We start from the raw sequence: 20,409 nt of genomic DNA on the forward strand, positions 1-20,409 counted from the left end.
TTTCTGAAAGGAAGACGGCTTTGCCGGAGCGAGAAGTCAGCAGAGGTCGTAGTAGCTGCAAGCCGGGGCCGCTGAGGCCACAAGGCAAGAGCGAAGGACCGAACGAGAGTGAGTAACCGAGGACATGCAAAGCCACAAGGTCATGCGTCAGATGCCGGAGCGATCCGGGCGGGCACGAAGGCGGCACGGTGAAGCCGGGCCAGACACTGCCAGCGACGAAACCCGAGGTACGTTGCATGAGCACCCGGATACAGGGTCGGCAAAGCAGATGGCAGGCACTGGTGGCCTGCTGGATGCGGCGCTGACAAGACAGAACCTGCAGGCGGCATGGAAGCGGGTCAAGGCCAACAAAGGTGCAGCCGGGGTGGACGGGCTCGATATCGAGCAAACCGCCCGTTTGCTGCAAACGAGCTGGCCGGACATTCGCCAAGCGCTGCTGGCAGGAAGCTACCGGCCCAGTCCGGTACGCAAGGTATTGATTCCCAAACCGGACGGCAGCCAGCGTGAGTTGGGCATCCCGACGGTCATAGATCGATTGATCCAGCAAGCACTGTTGCAAGTGCTGCAACCGCTGATCGACCCCACCTTCAGCGAACACAGCCACGGGTTTCGACCGGGCAGGCGCGCGCACGATGCGGTCAAGGCCGCACGGGCGTTCGTCCAATCGGGCAAGCGCGTGGTGGTGGACGTGGACTTGGCCAAGTTCTTTGACCGAGTCAATCACGACATCCTGATCGACAGGCTCAAAAGGCGCATCGACGACGCTGGAGTCATCTGGCTGATTCGGGCGTATCTGAATGCTGGGATCATGGATGGCGGGGTGGTGGTCGATCGCCACTTGGGCACGCCGCAAGGCGGGCCACTCAGTCCGTTGCTGGCCAATGTGTTGCTTGACGAAGTGGACAAGGCGTTGGAGGCGCGGGGCTACTGCTTCGCGCGCTACGCCGACGACTGTAACGTCTACGTGGGCAGCATCAAGGCTGGAGAGCGGGTGATGTGCTACCTCAGAAAACTCTACACAGGCTTGAAGCTTCAAATCAACGAAGCCAAGAGCGCGGTGGCGAGCGCCTTCGGGCGCAAGTTCCTGGGATACGCGCTGTGGGTGGCCAAGGGCCGGGAAGTCAAATGCAAGGTGGCCGAAAAGCCGCTAGACAACTTCAAGGCTCGTATTCGGCAACTCACGCACCGCTCGGGTGGGCGCAGCATGGCGCAAGTGGTGGAAAAGCTGAGGCCCTACGTGCTGGGCTGGAAGGCTTACTTCGGGATGTCGCAAACGCCCGGGGTCTGGCGAGAGCTGGACGAGTGGCTGCGCCATCGGCTGAGGGCCATTCAGCTCAGACACTGGAAGAGGCCCAAGACGATCTATCGGGAACTCAAGGCGCTCAGGGCATCGGAGGATGTGGCCAAGCAGGTGGCGGGCAACTGCCACAGGTGGTGGCGCAACAGTGACGGGGCCATCAAGCGCGTGTTGACCATTGCGTACTTTGACCGGCTGGGGGTGCCAAGGCTGTCCTGACCTCAAGCGCTCGAACCGCCCGGTGCGGACCCGCATGCCGGGTGGTGTGGCAGGGGTGCCTCCTACAATGGAGGCCCCCTATGCCGATTGCGCATTCATCCGGAAAAAAGCCGCTAGACCTTTTTCCGGAAAAGATCAGAATCCGGAGACCATGCCTCAAGTTTTTGCCTATTTACGCGTCTCGACCGACGCCCAAGACGTTGCCAACCAGAAGCACTGCGTCGTGCGCTATTGCGTGGACAAGCGGCTGCTGGAGCCGGTGTTCATCGAGGACACCGCCAGCGGTAAGACGGACTGGCGCGCGCGACCACTGGGCAAGTTGATCGAGCGGGCGGGGCAGGGCGATGTGGTTGTTGTGTCGGAAGTCTCGCGCCTGGCGCGCAGCACGCTGCAGGTGCTGGAGATCGGCTCGGAGTGCATCGAGCCAGGGATAAGGCCTCCTCAGGCCGCCTTCTTAGTCTGGAAAGGCAACTGCAGTTCCTCCACGTCATACGTGAAATCGAGTGGCACCTGGATGGGCTTCTGCGCGGAGTCCTTCGCGTTGTAGACATCCACGTCGGTTTTTAGCTGATAACAATCCCCGACGATTTGCTGACGCCGCTGGGCGAAAGACCGTACGAAGTGGTCACGAGGCGCGCGCTCGTCGTCCATGTCTGCCCATAGCGACGTGGTCTTGTCTCCCTTCTTGGAGCGTACAGCGTGCATTGCGCGATATCGCTGTCCATTAGCGTCGGTTCGGTACTCCTCGCGAAATTGCTGTGCGATGTCTGCTGCAATGGCATCGACGACGGTACGGACGCTGGGCTTGTGAAGGCCGTTGCGGTACGCCCACTCAGCTACCGCGTGCGGGTCGAGTAAGCCATCGCCTCCGAATTCCGCTTGATAGCGCTCGATGTAAGACTTCACCTGATTAGCATATGCCGACATAGTAGTTTCCAGATCAATGTAATGATTATTCAGTGAACGAGCCCCAGCCATCGGCGTCAGCCGACGACAGCACCAGCGATCGCACCTTGACTTGGTGCTTGCGCAAGAAGTCGTGACGACCCATCTTGCGCTGGAGCTGGCCGACCACCAATCCCGGATGCACATAGATTCGTTGTGCAAATCGAAGCACCTTCTCTTCGGAGAAATAGGGCTGTACGCGAGCAATGAAGTTCTCTAGTTCGGCAGAAGGCACGCAAAACTCTGCACCTGCCTTGTTGGCAAGTCGCTCGCATTCAGGCAGTTCCACTCGGTCTTCGCCCACGTCGGTGTCGATGACCGCTTCGTTGTTGGCCTTCCCGTCCTCACGTAGCACGTGCTCAATCTCGTGCCTTAGGACAAACCAGAAGTTATCGATCCGGTCGAAGCGCAACGTCATGCCTATGACCGGCTTGTTATCATCAAGCCAGAAGCAGGCACCATCCATCTTAGAACCAGCCATAGGTTCCACTAGCACAAAGCGAACACCGGCCTCAGCCAGAATGCGAGGCACATGGCGCACCTCCTCTGGCGACAGGATTAGTGGCTTGAGATTTTCAAGCGCTGCCAGAAGATTTGAGCGTGAATAGGAAGGCACTACCTGCTGTGTCGCCATTGCCTTCACACGAAACAACCAGGCCAACTGCAGGGGTGTAACATCCAGAGTAGCGTGGGTCTTCTTGGCACTGTGGCAGAGCTCAGGTTCAGCCAAAACGTTCGGGATGGAAAAGAAGTCGCAAAAGCGCTGCTCCATTACGTCGATGTTCTCGCTGGCTCGGACCCATCCGCGGCGGAGCATTTCTCGCACAGGGAACTTCTCATAAAGCCGAGCCTTGCGCGCGACTTTGTCGTTAGGAAGATTTACCTTGGAAAGCTGATATTGGCTCTCCAGGTTCATCCAATAGTCGGGGGACATGCCAAAGGCATCAGCCAAACCCTTTGCGGTTTCGGGTGTTATGGCGCGCTTCCCAGCGATGATCTCGCTAACAAGGCGGGGTGGTCGATCAAGAATATCGGCCAATTCCTGCTGGCTCCATTCCCTTGCTTCCAGCTCCTCCCGCAGGAACTCTCCTGGTGGGAATACTTCTGCAGGCACGCGTGCGTTCATGGTCTCTCCAATTTCTAGTGATAGTCGACTATTTCAATAATGCCGATGACTTTGCATGGGTGATCGCCTCGAATCTGAAAAATCAACCTCCATTGCAAATTCAGCCGTATTGAATGTTGTCCTTCTCTGTTTCCCTTGAGTTTTTCAAAGTTCAGCGACCTCACTGACAGAAAGTCGCGCTCATCCCTGAATGCGCGGATCTGCTGCATGCGTTTTCGATAGGCACGTACGACCTCCTGTGAGTGCCCAGCGTTGTATTGGGCATCGGTCTCAAGTCGATCAAGGTCGTAATCGTCAAACTCAACGTTCATGCGTTAAGTTTAGGTCAACCGCCAGATCATGTCAACACCTTCTTTACACCTGGTGTAAAGAAGGTAGTTTTCTACATGAGGATGGGCTTTACAGCCTTGTTCTAGACTTCATAGCCACAACGCTACCTCTCTTAAATGCGTGGGACAGCTCTTGCGCCCCAGCGTCTCCGTAATAGTCGAGGGCGTGGACTACCTCTATCACAGCCCCACCTTCTCAAATAGCCTCTTTAGCCTGTCTTTACTCTTTTCACTGAGTTCATCACTCTTATCAAATTCCTCCAGGCTCATCCTCTGTATTGGCCCCTCCTCTTTCTCCAACACCAACACAATCTCCAGCTCTGACTTTTCTTCAGTGCTCAACTTTCTGTATTCACCAGACGGACCAGGTGTGATCGTTGGCCACGCATGGACATGGCACACATCTTCTTCGCTCACAACAAACGTGCCCACACGCTCTCCAATACCGGTCTTTTTCTCGGGCATGTTCCTGAACGTCCCATAGTACGCACCAAGCACCGACACTCGACCGTGGCCCATCCTGTTCGACACAGCCAGGGTGATTTCCTCACGCGCCTTTTTCGTCATCTGCTTTTTGTCACCTCCCAGAGACGGAGGGATCAGACCCATCAGCATCGCCTGGTTCTCAGCAAATTCAGCGCGCAGGCCGTGCCCAGTCACACCCGACTCGTACTTGGTTGCCCCGATCGCCTGCATGTACTTGTAGTATCGGTTTTCGTTTTGCTTCAGGGTCCTGTTCGGCCACCCCAGCGTCTCCCCTCTTTTCACCTCTTTTTTCACCTGATCGAGAACCTGACGCTGGAATTGTCCATAGGTGCCCTCCAGCGGGATTGTCCTGTGACGCCCGTTCTTGGCCACCGATCCGTCGATTGACAGGTGCTCATTTTTGTCCGCAAGCCAGGGCTTGATCCTCAGCATCTCTTTTTTGCGTAGTCCGAAGGCCAACCCCATCAGCAACATGCAATGGAAACGAGAATCAATCAGCCTAGCCCTATCGATCCACACCTTTACGTCAAGTCCATTCCCCGACCAGCTCTTTGTTTCATCCGTGTATGTCTGGACTTTCAGGCTGGATTCATCTACTCCTTCGAGGTAGTTAATCACCCCGCCTTCTCTCACCATCCCATTTTTCCCAAGCCAGTTATTCACAAAGATTTTCAGGCGTGAGTATTGGTTCTGCATCGTCTTATTTGACAGCCCATCACCGTGCCAAGATTTAACAATGGCCTCGATGTGCTTCGGGTTGATCGACTCTATGTTCTCTATCAAATAACCAAGACGATGCAGGCGCCGACAGGTCTCGTGCATTACTTCTTTTGAATAGCCACGAGTCCTCAACGACGCAACTTTGCCGTCTGCCCTTCTCCATGCGTGCTTTTCCAATACCACATCTACCGTCTCAATTAATCGATCAGTCTTATTCATAACCCAACACCACACAAAAAATAATCGCCGCACCCAACTTAAAGAAATGTTTTTTGGTGATTTTCGGCAGTGCGTTTGCCTACTTTCACCCCCCATCCTCGCAGGTAGGGGTTGGTCAAATCTTTCGACTCGACTCTCGGACCGTTTCGTGTCCCATCCGTGCTGATCCCCACCATTTCGGCAGGTTCGGGTGCTCAGCATGCACCCCAATTTCTAATTCTTACCCGCCACACAACACCATTTTTTGATGCGCGTATGCAGTGGATCGTCGTGCCAGATACCCCCGCCCACAAGTGACAAGTCCTCTCCAACACCTGGGTCCCGCACCCAGTTCAATCCGCCTTCGGTTACTTTTTCATTCAGTACGGCAATGTGCTTCAACACACCACCAAAAAAACTAATTTCACATAGAAGTAAGACGCTCTGTACACCCTCTGTTACTACCAAAAACAACCTAAGTCATTGTCAGCATTCAACAAAAGCGCAGAAAATACGTACTCTGTATTGCTCTTGTGTTGAGCAAATGCGTTAAAAAAAGGCCGAAAGGCCAACTTGAGTACCGCTCAAACCCGCGCAATGGGGTGAGCTTTTAGCTTTGGTGATGCGCCCATGAAGATGAGGCATCGGGTTCTGTTCTTTCCCGAATTCGGGTCATAAAACCGGTTCCACTAAAGCATGTGGATGGCTCATTGTAGCAGCCGAACTTGCAGGCGAACAACTTGAGTTTTTTAACGTGGCTGTGGCTTTCGGTTGGCCATGGTGCCAATCACCTTTGGATGTGGCTGCGCAATGCCGATCGCGAGGAAATACTGGGCGACAAAAAACACCAGGTAATTAGTTTCCATTGACCCTGGAAACTAAATTTTTATGCAATTTTGGAACTCGACAAATCTGACCCAAAGCGCAATTGACCAAAATAGTCCAACAATAGGCTGAAAAAGGCGATCTACAGGCTTACAATGGCGACGCAAGGCCTTCTTGACAAAAATTCAGCCCCAAGAAGCCCAACAGTTGGCTCATAAGGGCGAGAGTCAGGCTGGAAAAGGCGACTCGGCTGAAATGGCTTGAAATTTACAGGCCCAAAAAGCCTACTAACCGCCTTTTAAAGTCGAACCGCCCTTCTGAGGCGATTGACGGGCCAATGCAGCCTACTATTTGGCCAAAAAAGTCTATTTGCTTCAACCAGGGAGAGTATATGTCAATCAGAATTCGTTTTTTTATTAGCAGTGATGACTTGCTTTTGCCGAATATTTTCGATGCCATCAATGAATTGGATTCCCCAATGCTGGTGACAAAACTAATCATGGAGACACTTATCCTTAAAAGTTTTGTCGCTGTGCCAAATTCAGGTAGGACGCTGCAAAAAGGGAAAAAGTCAATCCAAATTGAATTGCGCATCAATGAGTTCAGCCCTTGCCTCACTGATTTGTACGAAAGTCTTTTGAAGATTGAATTCCACTCCGAACAAGTTTTGCATATCAAAAAACTGTTGGCCGAGTATTCGCAGCCCAAAGGTTTGCCAGCCTCCCCTCAAATCATCCAACCTTCGCAAGAGGATTCGACACCCAAAATCATCGACCCCACTGTAAATTCATCCAACGCGCCCGCTGCCGTTCAGCCACTCTCGGATGCTCAAAATGCAGTTAGCAGAAGCATCAAGGCGGCGAAGGCACTCTTTGACAGCTTATAAAGGTTTCACCCAATGTCTTCACCTTGATGTGCTCGCAGTTGCAAGTCTGTCTTGACTTCCAGCGGACCGGGTTTCTGCACTTGGCTGCAGTGTTTTTCAATAAAGTTGTCCGCTTTTCTATACGGCTATCGCCACTTTTTCTGGCGACCTCACATACTCCCTTGGCGGGTTCAGCCACACCTCCTTGATGTGCTCCAAGTTGCGCGTCTGCCTTGACTTCCAGCGGCCCGGCTTGCTGCACTTGGCTGCCTCATAAACTTCCTTGCGCTTTTCCAAAATCTCTTTGTCTTGGCCCGCATGTCTTTGCCCTGGCGTCACAAACTGAATCCCACTGTGCTGATGCTGCGTGTTGTACCAAGTCACGAATGCGTGCACCCACGCACCAATCCACCGAACTTAAGCTATAATAATTGGCTTAAATCATTGATTTAATTGAAGTTTTTCTTATTTTCTCACGCCACAACATGACTCCCACCATGGTAAGAAAATACAGGGTTTACCCTTCCTCTATCCCCTCTTGATGAACTGACCTCTGTCTTTGCACAGTTGGGCCAGTTCATCCACAGCCCCGCTTTTGCAGATTTGGCCCGAGGCCCACAATCCACCGCCTTTGTTCGCCAACGCAAACTTCCCCTGCCTTGTCTCGTGGGCGCTTTGCTCAGCCAACGCTCTCAATCTCAGCAGCTGATGCTGGACTCGTTTTTCGCCAGCTTGGCCGGTCACCCAGGCCTGCAGCGCGGCGCCTCTGATCGCGCCTTTGCCCAAGCACGCAACAAACTCAAGCCCGCCGCCCTGACTGCCTTGAATGCCCAATTGCTGGACCTGGCTCAGGCCAGAGGCTGGATGCCGCTTTGGCATGGCTTGCGTGTGGTGGCCGCAGACGCCTCTGTGTTCATGCCCGCCACCCGTGCGTGCCACCAAACGCGCCTTGCAGCCCAGCCCGATCAGCGCTTGTTTGGCCTGTATCTGCCCGGCCCTGAGCTGTGTCTGCATGCTCAGCTCTACGGCCCCGAAACTGGCGAGCGTCAGATGCTGTTTGAGAGTCTGCACCACCTGCAAGCCCATGATGTGCTGGTGCTTGACCGGGGCTATCCGGCCGCTTGGTTGATCGCCCTGTTGCAGCAGCAAAGCATCCGTTTTTGCATGCGCTGCGACAGTGACAGTGGCTTCAAGGCGGTGCGCGCATTCTTGCGCAGCGGTGCCAGCGAGGCCATGGTCACCCTGAACATGCCCAGCACTGAAGATGCCAAGGATTACGAGTTCATTCGCCAAGCCCCGCGCGTGCGCCTGGTGCGTTGTGTCAGCTCCAGCGGCAAGGTGCGCGTGCTGCTGACCAACTTGGATGCACAAGCGTTTCCTGCTGAGCTGTTTGGGCAGCTGTACCACCAACGCTGGCGCATCGAAGAAGCCTTCAAACGCCTCAAGCATCGCCTGAAAATTGAAAGCGTCAGCGGCCTGAGCCAGCAGGCCTGTGTCATTGATATCGCCGCCAAGGTGTTGGCCGACAACCTGGGCGCTTTGCTCAGTCACTGTGCCCGTGGCATGCAAGAGCGCACGGATCGTGTCTGCAACCGCAGCTACGCGGCCAGCCTGATGCAACGCATGCTGCCCCGTTTGCTGTTGCTGCCGGGTGCCCTTGCGACGTGCATCGCCCAGAGCATCGAACTACTCAAGGGCAATCTGGTGCGAAGGGTTGAAGGCCGATCTCGGCCACGACCTGCGAGCAAAAACAAACCCCATCCGCATTTGGCTTACAAGGGGTAGTGGCTTAAGTTCGGTGGATTGACCCACGCACGGGCTTGTTCCAAATCCTCAAACCGCTTGCGCGGATAGACTGGCGTGAACTTGAGCGTGCGAAACAAAGCCTCCGAGTATGGGTTCTCATCGCTCACGCTGGGCCTGCTGAATGAGGGCACCACGCCCAACTTTTACACCGTCGCCAGCATCGTTGCCCCTTCATCGGGCAGGCTGCCGTTGCCCGAGTGCAGAGCCAATTGATCTGGCCTGATGCCTTGTGCGTATTCCAGAACCTATTGACCATCCGCTCCAATCCCTCGTGACCATCACTTCCAGTCAAAGCTGACCACTCAGTCCAGCAAGTTGACCAAAGAAAAAGTATGGCGATTTGACCAGGATAGTAGTCAGACTGACATGGTCAATCTGACTACTCAGACTATCAGCTGGATTGCATTTTTTTTCGAGCCATTGTTTTTCGCATGGACTCCCCCTTCAGGGATAACCGATGCGATTGATGCACCACGCGATCCAATATTGCATCAGCCAGCGTGGGATCAGGAAAAAACCCATGCCATTGATCGGTTGGGTACTGCGTTGTGATGAGCAATGAGCCTGTGCGCATTCGACGATCAATCACATCTAACAAGAACTGCGACGCATGTTGATTCATCTCACCCAAACCCAGATCGTCAAGTATCAACAAACTTGGTTTGCTCAATGACAGCTTCAGAGCGGGCAATGAGCCATCAAGCAATGACTCTGTGATTGATCCGTAAAGATCACTGGCGCGATAGAAAAGGACTGGCATTTTTAGCCTGCACGCCTGCTGGCCAAATGCACACGCAAGCCACGTCTTACCAACACCCGTAGCGCCTTGGATGATCAGATTTTGCTGACGCCTTATCCAATCACAGCTTGCCAAAGATGCCAACTGTGCCTTGTCTAGTCCACGGTTTACCTTGTATTCCACATCCTCAAATGAAGCCAATTCAGGCATCCCTGCGCCTCGGATCAAACGCTTCAACTTTCGGCCCTCTCGCTCGGATGCCTCGTGATCAACAAGCATTGCAAAGCGATCATCAAAACTGACATCATGCAATTTGGGTTGCTGAAGCTGCATGTCGTAAGCATCAGCCATTGGAACGAGCTTGAGCTCTCGAAGGCGAGCGATGGTTTGTTGCGTGCTGCTCATGCTGATTCTCCAAAATAACTAGGACCACGCAATTCACCAATGACTTTGACTTTTGGTGCTTGAGTGATAGAAAAACGTTTGTCTGCATCCTCTTTGAGGATGGATGTGATGCTGCGAAGTGAGGTGATATTCAATGGCATCGCGTAGGCGCAGACCTCTTCAAATCGGGCCTCACCGTAGTCCCTTGCGAGATCACGCATTCGTCGTGCAGCTTTGACGCCGTTTGTGATGTCGCTTCGGTTTTCAAGTTGATGCCGAATCATCAACTCCACATTGCCGCCGACGTTCATCGCCCATGCCAACAATGCCCGAGGTTCGGCATCAAGCACTCGGCTGTGTATGACGGGCCGATGCTCTGGTATCGTTCTGGCATTTCCTTGTATCTCAATCAAAGGGTGAAGGGCAACCCTTCGACCTCGGTGGAAAATTTCAATCACAGTGGCTGTAAACCTGAGGTCCACGCTTTCTCGTGCAAGCGTGTGAGGCACTGAATAGAAGCGTCTTTGATGTTCGACGTGATAGTCATCCTGTACCCTGACGCTATATCGCCAATCACTCAATTCAAATGCCGTTCCAGGCAATGGCTTGAGGCTCGCTTTTTCTGTTTCCAAAAAGCGATCCAATCGACAGCCAGGGAGCCGTTTAAATGGATGGCGATTCATTTCTTCGGCCTTGATCCGGAGTTCTGCATTCAACTCGGCAAGGCTGAAGAAAATGCGATCACGAAGTGAAAACAAAGCCCATCGTTGAGCGATTTGCACTCCCACTTCAGCCTTGGCTTTGTGTTTGGGTTTTCGTGCCCCCGTTGGTAAAGGTGCCGTGTCGTAATGGCTCAGGCAATCTCTGTAGGCGGGGTTGATCACCGTTCGATCCCGTTCACGCCGCCAAACGGCCGCTTTAAGGCTGTCGCTGACGACCCACTCTGGCACACCACCCAGAGCCTCGAAACAATTAGCGTGACATTTCAGCCAGTCTTTGGTGGTCTGACTCGCCGTAGCTTCGATGTACGTGTAGTTTGAGTACCCAAGCACAGCCACAAAGATTTGAGCAAAGGTCGATGGGCCACCGTTTTGATCTCGGATTTCAACGGTCCGGCCCGCAAAATCCACAAACAGCTTTTCACCTGGTCGGTGCGTGCGTCGCATCACCACATGCTGATTTTTTGTCCAAGCTCTATAGAGCATGGCAAATTGTGAGTAGCCCACCCCGTCAGGGGTGGTCTCGCGCCACTCTCGCCAAAGACGCTCCAGAGTTGCGTCGGGTCGCCGCATTTCGGCATGAATCAATTCACAATCTGGATGCGTCTTGAGTTGCGCAATAGATCGATCTTGGGTTCCAAGTGCTGCCCGCCAGGCATCATCATCTAACGGCGAAAGCTCTTGCCAACTCAAGCCAGAGGCATCCACTTGCTGTCGAAATTTTCGGATCGTGTCGTGGTGCGTCCCAGTTGTTCTTGAAATTGCTCGGTGAGCCAACGTCGGGTCATAAAAGTGCTGGCGTGCAATGTCACGCTGCAAATGAACGGGTAGCCTCATGGACTGCTCCTTTGGTCAAACGAGTGCAGGAGGCATGCACTCGGGGTGAGTTAACCCACTCCCGCCCACTTGACATGAGGGGATGCTCGACCGATACTCCAACCCACAAGGTACTACTTGATTCGGCTTCGGTCGGACGCTAGGCCCGAGGTGTCCGCCTCGGGCTTTTGCGTTTCTGGGTGGCTAGATTTAGCGTCGTTCTGGTTTTTCCCTCCTTGTTTTATTCAGCGCTAGACGTGATTCGTGCCTGCGCAAGCCAGTGGGCGACATCTCTGGTGAGTGCATAAAAACCTCGTCGATGTGGCAACGTGAACAGCGTTACGGCGACTTGACCACGGTATCTGGCTTGTCTTAGCCCCGCCACACTGGCGTGTCCCAGAGCGTTGGCCAACCGCAGGCCTCCCAGCAGTGGGCCATGGGTTTGCTCCATTTCTGTTTTCAATTTTTCAGCCAAGGTGCCTGGCTCGCATGAACTCGTGGTCATTTGTTCGGGTCTCTCTACGGTTGTCACGCAGTGTTTCCGAAAGTTAGCAATTGTGGAACCCGAACGGATAATCGGAGTTTCTGTACACGATGACCATGCCCACCTTTTTGCAACCGCCAAAGCCGGGTCGCCCCAAGCGAAATCCGATTGATGTCTTGCGCACGAAGGTCTGGTTTTATGCCGTCAAAGCCAGGTCGGGTTTGCCAAGTGCCTACGCCATTGAGTTGGCAATAGAGCCGTCCATCGTCAAACACAAAGAGGCAGGGGTGGTACGCCCGCGTAAATGGGATGGCTATCAAACGGGTTTACGTGTCCCGCAAAGAATGGTCGGCAAGCCATATTCAGTTGATATTGCCGATCAAAACTATCCCGGTACTGCGTCCTACTTTGATTCGCCTATTTGGGCTGTGTTGCGTGGGGATCAGCTCAATCAGAGATGGATTGACGATCAGCTGAAAGCATTAGCCCCTGCTATCACGGATCTCCTGATGGTTTCAGCACCTCCAATGCTTCAGGCCATCCCGCAACCAGATCGTTTCCAGAAATTTGATGAAGAAACGGCCTATCGGTTGGCAGAAATCGGGACATTTGAAGCGTTGGTTGCGCTCATCTTGCTTGTCAAGAAATCAGAACTGATTTCCTCTCAAGAGTTACGAGAATTGGCCCTCAACGCTTACCACCATTGCCAGTCTTGGGTGAAGGTGTTGCCAGAGATTGCGCCTATCGCACTCGATCTATTTCATGAAATTGATCTCAAGTGCAAACACTGGATCTACCCATCCCCTGAATGGCGAATGGAAGTGGTCATCTTCTCCCGTGAGATCAATCGATGACCCCTTGGTCGCACATCAAATCAAACCGACATCTGAAACTTGGGCATCTGGTCAATGGTTTTTCTCTGGACCCACCTTGGTCAACCTGGTTTTCAACCAGCGAGGCCCCCATTACCGCCGTCTTTCTTCAAGGGCCGTTGCTCCCACCCCAACCAACAGCAGTCTGACCACAGTCGGCTCGTTTCAAGAGCTTGACAGGCCCAGCCCGGTCAACACACGTATCCCAGATTGGCTTGCCGCGTTGTGTCTCAGCCATTGTTAAACGTGATTCTGCGTGTGTGGTTTCCAAAATTACTGTCAGTGGACAGTCAATGAGATCAATGGCTTTGACACTGACTCTTTCATGGGTTGAACGGTACCCCCCCGCATTTAATGTCAAATTCCTATTTCGCAACACAAATTTTGTCAGTCAGCTTCCGACCCATTGCAGCCGGTCACATCTTTTAAGACGTTGACTTGTTTGTAGCGGTTGCTGCCGGTCGTGTCCCGCAGTCATTTGTGGGCTTTCTGCCAGTAGCGGTCGGTCGATCTTTAACCATCAGGCTCGGCAGCCGGTCAGTTCGGTCATAGGCCAATGACCGCTACCACACATCCTATCCAGTGCTGACGGATAGGATCCATTGATGCATGGGCCAATTTGCACAACAGGCTATGACGCCCAATGAACAGGGAGCCCTGCACATTTTCGATGCAGCGACGTTTTCTTACTGAACTAGCTGGATGTCAGTGACGATCATCTTGCCACCTTCATTGATCACCATAAACTTAATTTTTTCGCCTGGCTTGATGCTGGTCAATAAACTCTTATCTTTAGCAGTAAATACCATTGTCATTCCCGGCATATCCATATGTTTGATTTCGCCGTGTTTGATCGTGACCTTGCCAGTTTCGAGATCAATTTTCTTGACCTCTCCGTCGGTTAAAGACGGCGTCATTTGAGACATGTTCATCTTGCTGTGATCCATGACAGCTTGGGAAAAACTGCTTAAGGGAAGAGCCGCACCAATGGTCAATAGTAAAGTTGCAATTTTGGTTTGAATATTTTTCATATTTTCCTCATGAGTAAGAGTTAAAAACTTTTGATGATCCATCTTTTTGGATTAGCAAGACTTGATACGCGTCACGCCTTGCGCCGTAGACAGGACCGTCCATTCCAGGAGATCCGATAGGCATCCCCGGAACGGCAAGACCTAACGCTTGTGGTTTTTCTTTGAGTAAACGTTGAATGTCTTCGGCTGGCACATGCCCCTCAATCACATATCCACCGACCAGAGCTGTATGACATGAAGCGAACTTTTGAGGCATACCCAGTCGAGCCCGCGCTGCGTTATTACCTTGATCGTTTACTTTCAAAGAAAAATTATTCTTTTCTAAATGAATAATCCAGTCTTTGCAACAGCCACAGTTAGGGTCTTTCCAGACTTGTATAGCTATAGCGTTTGGGCTGGCTGCAATAGCAATTGAGGACGAGCACATTGAAGCTATTCCCAACAATAGCAACCGCCTCGTTGAATTTTTTGAACTGTTTTTGTCAGTCATTTCAGCAGCCCTTTCCTGTAATGAAATTACTTCTTGCCAACCTTGATCGCGCCCTTCATCCCAGCTTCGTAGTGGCCTGGCATCAAGCAGGCAAAATTTACGGTTCCAGTCTTCGTGAATTGCCAAACAATTTCGCCTTGCTGTCCTGGAGATAGTGTCACTTTGCCAGGTTCGTCATGTTCCATATCTGGGAATTTTTTCATCTGCTCCAGATGCTCGAGCAATTCCTTCTGGGTGCCCAGACTCAATTCGTGCTTGACCTTTCCTTGATTCTTGACAACAAAGCGGACCGTCTCTCCTTGCTTGACCTGAATAGATGAGGGTGTGTAACGCATGTTATCCGTCATATCGACATTGATGGTCTGCGTTACCTTGGAGGCAACACCTGGTTTGCCAATTGCGGTTTCCTCGTCAGCATGGCCATGCCCACCGGCGTGCTTTCCAGCCGCAAAAGCCGACGCTGACAGGGTCAGAGCAACCAAAACAAAGATTTGGCGAGAAGTGATGTGCTTGGGTTTCATTCGTTAACTCCGGAAAAAAAATTCAGTGATTGCTATGTGATGAGGGCTTGCGCACCTTGACTTCGGTCGTCTTGGCGGGCATCTGGGCGCGAGGCATGGACTGCCCACCCTCCGCCTTGAAGCGCGCTGGTTCAGTCAACGGCCCGGTGTACTCATGGGCTACCGTGCCTTCGGGATGCTTGTACCAACCCGGGTCCTTGTAGTCCCCCGGCTTTTGATTACGGCGGACCTTCAGAACGCTGAACATGCCACCCATTTCGACCGATCCGAAGGGGCCTTGGCCAGTCATCATCGCAGCGGTGTTGTCAGGGATGGGCATTTCCATCTCAGTCATGTCGGCCATACCACGCTCACCCATGACCATGTAGTCTGGAATCAGGTTATTGATCTTCTTGGCGATGCCACGGTGATCCACACCAATCAATGTCGGAACGTTATGGCCCATGGCGTTCATGGTGTGATGGCTTTTGTGACAGTGGAAGGCCCAGTCCCCTTCCTCATCTGCCAGAAACTCGATCTGTCGCATCTGACCGACGGCCACATCGGTCGTCACTTCATGCCAGCGGGTGCTCTTGGGTGTCGGGCCACCGTCCGTACCAGTGACGAGGAACTCATGGCCGTGCAAATGTATGGGGTGGTTCGTCATCGTCAGATTGCCAATGCGAATACGCACCTTGTCGTTCAGGCGAACATTGAGGCTGTCAATGCCTGGAAATATCCGGCTATTCCAGCTCCACAGGTTGAAGTCCAGCATTGTCATGATCTTGGGGGTGTAGCTGCCCGGATCGATGTCATAGGCGTTGAGTAGGAAGCAGAAGTCTCGCTGGACCTCATCAATCAGATCATTCTTGACCTTAGGATGGGTCACCCAAAAGCCCATCATGCCCATGGCCATCTGTGTCATCTCATCAGCATGCGGGTGGTACATGAAGGTGCCAGGCCGGCGCGCGACGAACTCGTAAACAAACGTCTTGCCGGAGGGAATAGCCGGCTGGTTCAGTCCGGCCACACCGTCCATGCCGTTGGGCAGGCGCTGCCCGTGCCAGTGAATGGAGGTATGCTCTGGCAGCTTGTTGGTCACGAAGATCCGCACGCGATCGCCCTCGACCACTTCAATCGTGGGCCCCGGGCTCTGGCCGTTGTAGCCCCAGAGATGGGCTTTAAAGCCAGGGGCCATTTCCCGCACTACTGGTTCGGCGACCAGGTGAAATTCCTTGACGCCTTGATTCATGCGCCATGGCAAAGTCCATCCATTCAGCGTCACCACCGGGTTGTAGGCGCGTCCGCTGTTGGGGACAAGCGGCGCCATGGTGTTAGGGCTGGTCTGTATTACAGGCTCAGGCAGAGCGGCCATCGCCACGCGGCTGACCGCGCTGGCGGCCACGGCACCACCAGCAATCCCGGCGTACTTAAAAAAGTCTCTTCTGGAAGTCATCGTTGTATCTTTCATTCAATGAGGCGCAGCGCCACCGGCTGGCGCACTGGGCATGGCTGCCAGCGGAGTGTTCATCGGTCGCCCGACCAGTGAGGCTTGTAGCGCGGCATCCGCTAGCCAAAACTGCTGCTCGGCTCCGATCGCAGCCATGACCGTAGAGACCTGATCACGTGAGTCCGCCAGCAACTCGAAGATGCCGATGATCATTCCGTTGTAGCGCAGTTGGTTCTCTTCTGAGATCACCTTACGAAGCGGTATCACCTCGTCCCGGTTGTGCCGTGCAATGTCATAAGCCGTGCGATAGGAGGAGTAGCTTTCTCGCAAGCTTGAACCCGCCGAGCGGACGGTCGCCTCAAGCTGATTGGCTGCGGCCAAGGTGCGTGCGTTCATGGCATCGCGCTGCATGCCCCCCCAATCAAAGATGGGCAGGCGTACCGCGATTTCATACCCTCGCGCTACGCTGCGCTCACCCGCCACGCTGTTCGTGCTGGTGTTGCGCATGGCCCTCAGTTCAATGTCGGTGATGCTGGTGACCATGTTCAAACCCTGGGCTCTGGCGGAAGCATCCAGTGTGCTTTGGGCAAGACGGATGTCGAGGCGGTTACGCGTAGCAAACGTCGCAACGCCCTGCGGATCGAGCGCCTGTTTGGGTAGTTCAGGCAAGCGGTCCGGCAGTTTGAGCATCTGGGCCTGTTGGGCATCCAGACCGAGTACGCGTACGAACTCTTCGCGGGCAGCAGTTACTTGGTGAGTTGCTGTTGCCAATCGGGTCCCTGCGTCCGCATAGAAGGCCTGCTCACGAGCCCGTGTGAGGCGATTGAAGTTGCCTATGGCCTGCATCCTGCGAGCCAGTTCGGCACTCGCTGCAGCGCTTTCATACACCTGCTTGGCATACTGAAGCGTCTGTTGGGCAGCCACGGCGCGGACCCATGCCTGGCGCACGCGGGTGACCTGGTCGACCACATCACTCGACAGTCGCAGATGGGCCACTTCGATGCGACGGTTGGCGATTCCCTGGCGACTAGGGAGGGTCAGAATATCGAGCAGACCAAAGGAAAGCGCACGGTTTAACTCCAGCGCATCACCGGCCACCATGCGTTCCAGGGAGAAGACCGGGTTTGCAATTCTGCCCACCTGTGCCGCATCTGCGGACTCCGCCCAACCTTGAGCCAGCAGCGCCTGGAGCGATGGGCTGTTGACGAGCGCCAGCTGGACCGCCTCGCGCTGACCCAGAATGTTTTGAAGCAGCTTCTGGGCCGCCTGCGCACGCTGTTCGCGCTCATCGGCAGTCCGCGCGAGAGAAATCTGCCCTTCGGCAAAACTCTTGGCCTCCTCGTTCACCCGGGCAACGTTTTGTTCGAGGCTAACAGTGGCGCAACCGGCAAGCGTGGCCAAGGCGATCGCGGATAGCGCCAGTTTCCCTAGCGAGGTGCTTGGGATGCGCTTCATGGCTTGACTCCCCCATGATGACTAGATTGCGTATCAGGCACTTCAGAGGCATCCTTTAGGGCCTCACCTGTCGCGACCTCCTTGGCATAGCTGCGCCAGCCTCCAATACGACCTACCAAGTCGTTGGCTTTGACCCAGGACTGAATGGCCTGGTCGTTGTAGGGGCGGAAGTCACTAAGTGCAGACTTGTACTCAACTTCCACCACCGAAAGATTTTTCACGGGCTCTTTGTTGGCTTGGGCCGCGGCTACACCAGCTAACATGGCACAACTCAGGGCGAGACATGTCTGTGCGAATAATAGTGAACGTCTGACGAGCATGGTTTCCTCAATGTGATCGGTAACATAGACAGGGGGAATTATTAAAATACCAAGTCGTCAGCACGATGTCGAAAAGATTACATATTTGTCATCTCGCCATCGCAATAAATGGAAGTCGTCATACTCAGGTCTGCCAAAGAGGGTCAGTTGCCAATGAAAATTTTGATTGTGGAAGATGAGCCTAAGACCGGGGCATATCTGCGCCAGGGACTGATCGAGGCCGGTTTCGTTGTGGACTTGGCCAGAAATGGGCCCGACGGCCTTCACCTAGCTCTTGGCGGTAACTACGATCTCGCGATCCTGGATGTGATGATGCCGGGCATGAGCGGTTGGGAGGTCCTGCAGGCGATACGTCATGAAGGCCTACAAGTGCCAGCCATGTTTCTCACCGCCCGCGATCAGGTGGAAGATCGCGTGAAGGGGCTTGAATTAGGCGCCGACGATTACCTCGTCAAGCCGTTTTCCTTTGCCGAGCTCTTGGCCCGAGTTCGCACCATTGTGCGCCGCGGTCGTAGTGGCACCGAATCCACGACCTTGCAGGTGGCAGACCTCCAACTTGATCTGCTACGCCGCCGCGTCACCCGAGACGGCAAGCGCCTTAATCTTACCGCCAAGGAGTTTGGATTGCTGGAACTGCTGATGCGTAGGCAGGGAGAAGTCCTGCCCAGGTCGCTGATCGCCTCTCAGGTTTGGGACATGAACTTCGACAGCGACACTAACGTCATCGAGGTGGCCATGAGGCGTCTGCGCGTCAAGATCGATGATGATCACCAGTTCAAGCTGATCCAAACTGTACGCGGCATGGGCTACGTGCTCGAAGCGCCGGAGGGTCGCTAGATGTTTCGCAGGCTGTCACTGACATCCCGCCTCACCATCTTTTTTATAGCGCTGGCCAGTTCGGTCATCCTGGGCTTGGCGCTTCTTTTCATGGTAGAGGCTGATAGGCACTTCGTCGACCTCGATAGCGCCGCCTTGGATGATAAAAAGCACCTGATCGAGGGCATTCTGGCCAGTTCTCGATCCCATGAAGAAGCTCGCAGTCGCCTGAACGAAGCATTGAGCCATCACCACAGCCTTTACGCTCTGGTCAAAGGACCGCAGGGTGAAAAGTTGTACCAGACCAACGGATACAGCGGCCCGACTACGCAAGCATCATTCATCACGAATGACGACGGCCACGGGCTTCAGTCTTGGAGGAGTGGCGGTCGCGAGTTCCATGAGATGAGCTTTACTGCTGGCATGGTTCAGGGAATGGCCGGGCCGCTCCAAATATCACTCGCCGTCGATACGCAGCACCACCAAGAATTCATGAGGGAGCTCCGGCGCAGCATTGCGATCTATGCTGTGCTGGCCATTCTTCTAAGCGGATTCTTGGCTTGGTTCGCGGCTCATCAAGGCATGTCTCCGCTGCGCGCAATGAAACGTCGCGCCGCTGCAGTGACAGGCCAACAGTTGCAAGAGCGCATGCCCGAGGATGCCGTCCCGATTGAAATGGCAGATTTGGCAAGGGAACTCAATGAGATGTTGGGTCGCCTGCAGAACGACTTCAAACAGCTTGCTGATTTTGCGGCGGATTTGGCACATGAACTTCGCACACCCATCAGCAATCTCCTCACCCAAACACAGGTGACGCTGTCCACCCAACGCGACCTTAAGACATACCAAGATACGCTGGCGTCCAACGCAGAGGAATTGCAGCGTTTGGCTCGGGTGGTATCAGACATGCTATTCCTCGCCAAGACAGAGCGGGGGGTAGACCTGCCCCATAAGGAGTCCTTCTCGGCAGCACAAGGAGCTCGCGAACTCGTTGAATTTTATGAAGCCGTTGCGGACGAAAAACGCATCTTGATGAGCGTGGAAGGTGATGGGCGAATCTATGGCGATCGTTTGATGTTCAGACGTGCCTTGAGCAACCTCCTATCCAATGCGCTCAGGCATGCACCAGTCGGCGGTGTCGTGGGCGTCAGAATCGAAAGTTCGTCGCGTGGAATTGAAGTCACTGTCAAAAACACGGGCAAGGAGATTCCATTGGATGTCCAGCAGAGAGTCTTCGAGCGCTTCTATCGCGCAGACTCAGCACGCAGGCACCCAGCTTCTGACGGGGCAGGCTTGGGGCTGTCGATTACCAAAGCCATCGTCGAGGCCCATGGCGGGGCGATCTCGGTTACTTCAGACCAGGAGTGGACTCGATTCAGGCTTGTTTTTCCAGGGCTTCAAGCAAGGATGAGGCAAGCGACTGAACTACTTAGTCGGCCCTGAATAACGCCTTTTGCGTGAACAAGAGAGGGCCGGATCGCGCTGTACCGATTCATAACAACCGCCGCAGCGGGCGC

The 20,409-nt window shown here is 54.0% G+C and carries 19 protein-coding genes and 2 pseudogenes; 7 read left to right on the forward strand and 14 right to left on the reverse strand.

The genetic code is table 11. The features are described from left to right. Window positions 1-124: 124 nt before the first annotated feature. Window positions 125-1,516, forward strand: a complete 1,392-nt coding sequence (gene ltrA, locus AMM33_RS18010; protein WP_194945548.1) for a group II intron reverse transcriptase/maturase — start codon at window positions 125-127, stop codon at window positions 1,514-1,516. 151 nt (window positions 1,517-1,667) lie between these two features. Continuing rightward, window positions 1,668-2,063 (forward strand): recombinase family protein, encoded by a 396-nt coding sequence (locus tag AMM33_RS22765; RefSeq protein ID WP_090142656.1) that lies wholly within the window; start codon window positions 1,668-1,670, stop codon window positions 2,061-2,063. Here AMM33_RS22765 and AMM33_RS18020 read toward each other — a convergent pair. The 4 genes from AMM33_RS18020 to AMM33_RS18035 all read right to left on the reverse strand — a co-directional run bounded on the left by AMM33_RS18020 (window position 1,958) and on the right by AMM33_RS18035 (window position 5,341). Further along, entirely contained in the window at window positions 1,958-2,443 is a 486-nt protein-coding gene (locus tag AMM33_RS18020; protein ID WP_090142657.1) for a hypothetical protein, read from the reverse strand. The genes AMM33_RS22765 and AMM33_RS18020 overlap by 106 nt on opposite strands. Window positions 2,444-2,468: 25 nt before the next feature. Next, window positions 2,469-3,587: a HigA family addiction module antitoxin gene (locus AMM33_RS18025; RefSeq protein ID WP_090142658.1), complete on the reverse strand. Its 1,119-nt coding sequence runs from the start codon at window positions 3,585-3,587 to the stop codon at window positions 2,469-2,471. A gap of 14 nt (window positions 3,588-3,601) precedes the next feature. Further along, a complete protein-coding gene (locus tag AMM33_RS18030) occupies window positions 3,602-3,898 on the reverse strand; it encodes a type II toxin-antitoxin system RelE/ParE family toxin (RefSeq protein ID WP_090142659.1) in 297 nt (98 codons plus the stop codon). 198 nt (window positions 3,899-4,096) lie between these two features. Beyond that, window positions 4,097-5,341, reverse strand: a complete 1,245-nt coding sequence (locus AMM33_RS18035; RefSeq protein WP_194945549.1) for a phage integrase N-terminal domain-containing protein — start codon at window positions 5,339-5,341, stop codon at window positions 4,097-4,099. A gap of 1,195 nt (window positions 5,342-6,536) precedes the next feature. Here AMM33_RS18035 and AMM33_RS18040 point away from each other — a divergent pair. Then, entirely contained in the window at window positions 6,537-7,031 is a 495-nt protein-coding gene (locus AMM33_RS18040) for a hypothetical protein (protein ID WP_194945550.1), read from the forward strand. Between the two features lie 117 nt (window positions 7,032-7,148). Here AMM33_RS18040 and AMM33_RS22555 read toward each other — a convergent pair. Then, window positions 7,149-7,412, reverse strand: a pseudogene (locus AMM33_RS22555) (IS3 family transposase); the annotation flags it as partial. Between the two features lie 201 nt (window positions 7,413-7,613). Between AMM33_RS22555 and AMM33_RS18050 the strand changes: the two are divergent. Further along, window positions 7,614-8,795 carry an IS4 family transposase gene (locus tag AMM33_RS18050; protein ID WP_228768224.1) on the forward strand — a complete coding sequence of 394 codons (1,182 nt, stop codon included), beginning with the start codon at window positions 7,614-7,616 and terminating at the stop codon, window positions 8,793-8,795. Window positions 8,796-8,815: 20 nt separating this feature from the next. Here AMM33_RS18050 and AMM33_RS22560 read toward each other — a convergent pair. The 3 genes and pseudogenes from AMM33_RS22560 to istA all read right to left on the reverse strand — a co-directional run. Continuing rightward, window positions 8,816-9,025: pseudogene (locus tag AMM33_RS22560) on the reverse strand (IS3 family transposase); the annotation flags it as partial. Window positions 9,026-9,207: 182 nt separating this feature from the next. Continuing rightward, window positions 9,208-9,960 carry an IS21-like element helper ATPase IstB gene (gene istB, locus AMM33_RS18055; protein ID WP_090142664.1) on the reverse strand — a complete coding sequence of 251 codons (753 nt, stop codon included), beginning with the start codon at window positions 9,958-9,960 and terminating at the stop codon, window positions 9,208-9,210. Next, entirely contained in the window at window positions 9,957-11,495 is a 1,539-nt protein-coding gene (gene istA, locus AMM33_RS18060) for an IS21 family transposase (protein WP_090142665.1), read from the reverse strand. The genes istB and istA overlap by 4 nt, the downstream gene beginning before the upstream one ends. Before the next feature lie 579 nt (window positions 11,496-12,074). Between istA and AMM33_RS18070 the strand changes: the two genes are divergently transcribed. After that, window positions 12,075-12,812: a hypothetical protein gene (locus tag AMM33_RS18070; RefSeq protein ID WP_228768225.1), complete on the forward strand. Its 738-nt coding sequence runs from the start codon at window positions 12,075-12,077 to the stop codon at window positions 12,810-12,812. A gap of 704 nt (window positions 12,813-13,516) precedes the next feature. Here AMM33_RS18070 and AMM33_RS18075 read toward each other — a convergent pair. From AMM33_RS18075 to AMM33_RS18100, 6 genes are read right to left on the reverse strand one after another with little or no spacing between them, the layout of a single operon-like run. Continuing rightward, window positions 13,517-13,861 carry a copper-binding protein gene (locus tag AMM33_RS18075; protein WP_090142667.1) on the reverse strand — a complete coding sequence of 115 codons (345 nt, stop codon included), beginning with the start codon at window positions 13,859-13,861 and terminating at the stop codon, window positions 13,517-13,519. A 7-nt stretch (window positions 13,862-13,868) separates the two neighbouring features. Further along, on the reverse strand, window positions 13,869-14,351 hold the full coding sequence (locus tag AMM33_RS18080; RefSeq protein WP_089957688.1) for a DUF411 domain-containing protein: 483 nt from the start codon (window positions 14,349-14,351) through the stop codon (window positions 13,869-13,871). Between the two features lie 26 nt (window positions 14,352-14,377). Continuing rightward, on the reverse strand, window positions 14,378-14,872 hold the full coding sequence (locus AMM33_RS18085; RefSeq protein ID WP_089957691.1) for a cupredoxin domain-containing protein: 495 nt from the start codon (window positions 14,870-14,872) through the stop codon (window positions 14,378-14,380). Window positions 14,873-14,894: 22 nt separating this feature from the next. Beyond that, a complete protein-coding gene (locus AMM33_RS18090; RefSeq protein WP_089958022.1) occupies window positions 14,895-16,307 on the reverse strand; it encodes a multicopper oxidase family protein in 1,413 nt (470 codons plus the stop codon). Between the two features lie 15 nt (window positions 16,308-16,322). Further along, window positions 16,323-17,756, reverse strand: a complete 1,434-nt coding sequence (locus tag AMM33_RS18095) for a TolC family protein (protein ID WP_090142668.1) — start codon at window positions 17,754-17,756, stop codon at window positions 16,323-16,325. Then, window positions 17,753-18,019, reverse strand: a complete 267-nt coding sequence (locus tag AMM33_RS18100; protein WP_228768226.1) for a hypothetical protein — start codon at window positions 18,017-18,019, stop codon at window positions 17,753-17,755. The genes AMM33_RS18095 and AMM33_RS18100 overlap by 4 nt, the downstream gene beginning before the upstream one ends. A gap of 210 nt (window positions 18,020-18,229) precedes the next feature. On the opposite strand from AMM33_RS18100, the gene AMM33_RS18105 reads away from it, so the two are divergent. Beyond that, complete coding sequence (locus tag AMM33_RS18105; RefSeq protein WP_090142681.1) at window positions 18,230-18,913, forward strand: heavy metal response regulator transcription factor; 684 nt, start codon at window positions 18,230-18,232, stop codon at window positions 18,911-18,913. After that, window positions 18,914-20,335 carry a heavy metal sensor histidine kinase gene (locus AMM33_RS18110; RefSeq protein ID WP_089957701.1) on the forward strand — a complete coding sequence of 474 codons (1,422 nt, stop codon included), beginning with the start codon at window positions 18,914-18,916 and terminating at the stop codon, window positions 20,333-20,335. The last annotated feature ends 74 nt before the right edge of the window (window positions 20,336-20,409 follow it).

This window comes from Limnohabitans sp. DM1 (assembly GCF_001269385.1).
Lineage (GTDB): Bacteria > Pseudomonadota > Gammaproteobacteria > Burkholderiales > Burkholderiaceae_C > Limnohabitans_A.

Coding starts and splice junctions, on each gene's coding strand:
- AMM33_RS18035 (WP_194945549.1), bottom strand. CDS start 5,341: ATGAATAAGACTGATCGATTAATTGAGACGGTAGATGTGGTATTGGAA.
- AMM33_RS18105 (WP_090142681.1), top strand. CDS start 18,230: ATGAAAATTTTGATTGTGGAAGATGAGCCTAAGACCGGGGCATATCTG.
- AMM33_RS18100 (WP_228768226.1), bottom strand. CDS start 18,019: ATGTTAGCTGGTGTAGCCGCGGCCCAAGCCAACAAAGAGCCCGTGAAA.
- AMM33_RS22765 (WP_090142656.1), top strand. CDS start 1,668: ATGCCTCAAGTTTTTGCCTATTTACGCGTCTCGACCGACGCCCAAGAC.
- istB (WP_090142664.1), bottom strand. CDS start 9,960: ATGAGCAGCACGCAACAAACCATCGCTCGCCTTCGAGAGCTCAAGCTC.
- AMM33_RS18040 (WP_194945550.1), top strand. CDS start 6,537: ATGTCAATCAGAATTCGTTTTTTTATTAGCAGTGATGACTTGCTTTTG.
- AMM33_RS18020 (WP_090142657.1), bottom strand. CDS start 2,443: ATGTCGGCATATGCTAATCAGGTGAAGTCTTACATCGAGCGCTATCAA.
- AMM33_RS18025 (WP_090142658.1), bottom strand. CDS start 3,587: ATGAACGCACGCGTGCCTGCAGAAGTATTCCCACCAGGAGAGTTCCTG.
- AMM33_RS18030 (WP_090142659.1), bottom strand. CDS start 3,898: ATGAACGTTGAGTTTGACGATTACGACCTTGATCGACTTGAGACCGAT.
- AMM33_RS18095 (WP_090142668.1), bottom strand. CDS start 17,756: ATGAAGCGCATCCCAAGCACCTCGCTAGGGAAACTGGCGCTATCCGCG.
- AMM33_RS18090 (WP_089958022.1), bottom strand. CDS start 16,307: ATGACTTCCAGAAGAGACTTTTTTAAGTACGCCGGGATTGCTGGTGGT.
- istA (WP_090142665.1), bottom strand. CDS start 11,495: ATGAGGCTACCCGTTCATTTGCAGCGTGACATTGCACGCCAGCACTTT.
- AMM33_RS18070 (WP_228768225.1), top strand. CDS start 12,075: ATGCCCACCTTTTTGCAACCGCCAAAGCCGGGTCGCCCCAAGCGAAAT.
- AMM33_RS18085 (WP_089957691.1), bottom strand. CDS start 14,872: ATGAAACCCAAGCACATCACTTCTCGCCAAATCTTTGTTTTGGTTGCT.
- AMM33_RS18075 (WP_090142667.1), bottom strand. CDS start 13,861: ATGAAAAATATTCAAACCAAAATTGCAACTTTACTATTGACCATTGGT.
- ltrA (WP_194945548.1), top strand. CDS start 125: ATGCAAAGCCACAAGGTCATGCGTCAGATGCCGGAGCGATCCGGGCGG.
- AMM33_RS18080 (WP_089957688.1), bottom strand. CDS start 14,351: ATGACTGACAAAAACAGTTCAAAAAATTCAACGAGGCGGTTGCTATTG.
- AMM33_RS18110 (WP_089957701.1), top strand. CDS start 18,914: ATGTTTCGCAGGCTGTCACTGACATCCCGCCTCACCATCTTTTTTATA.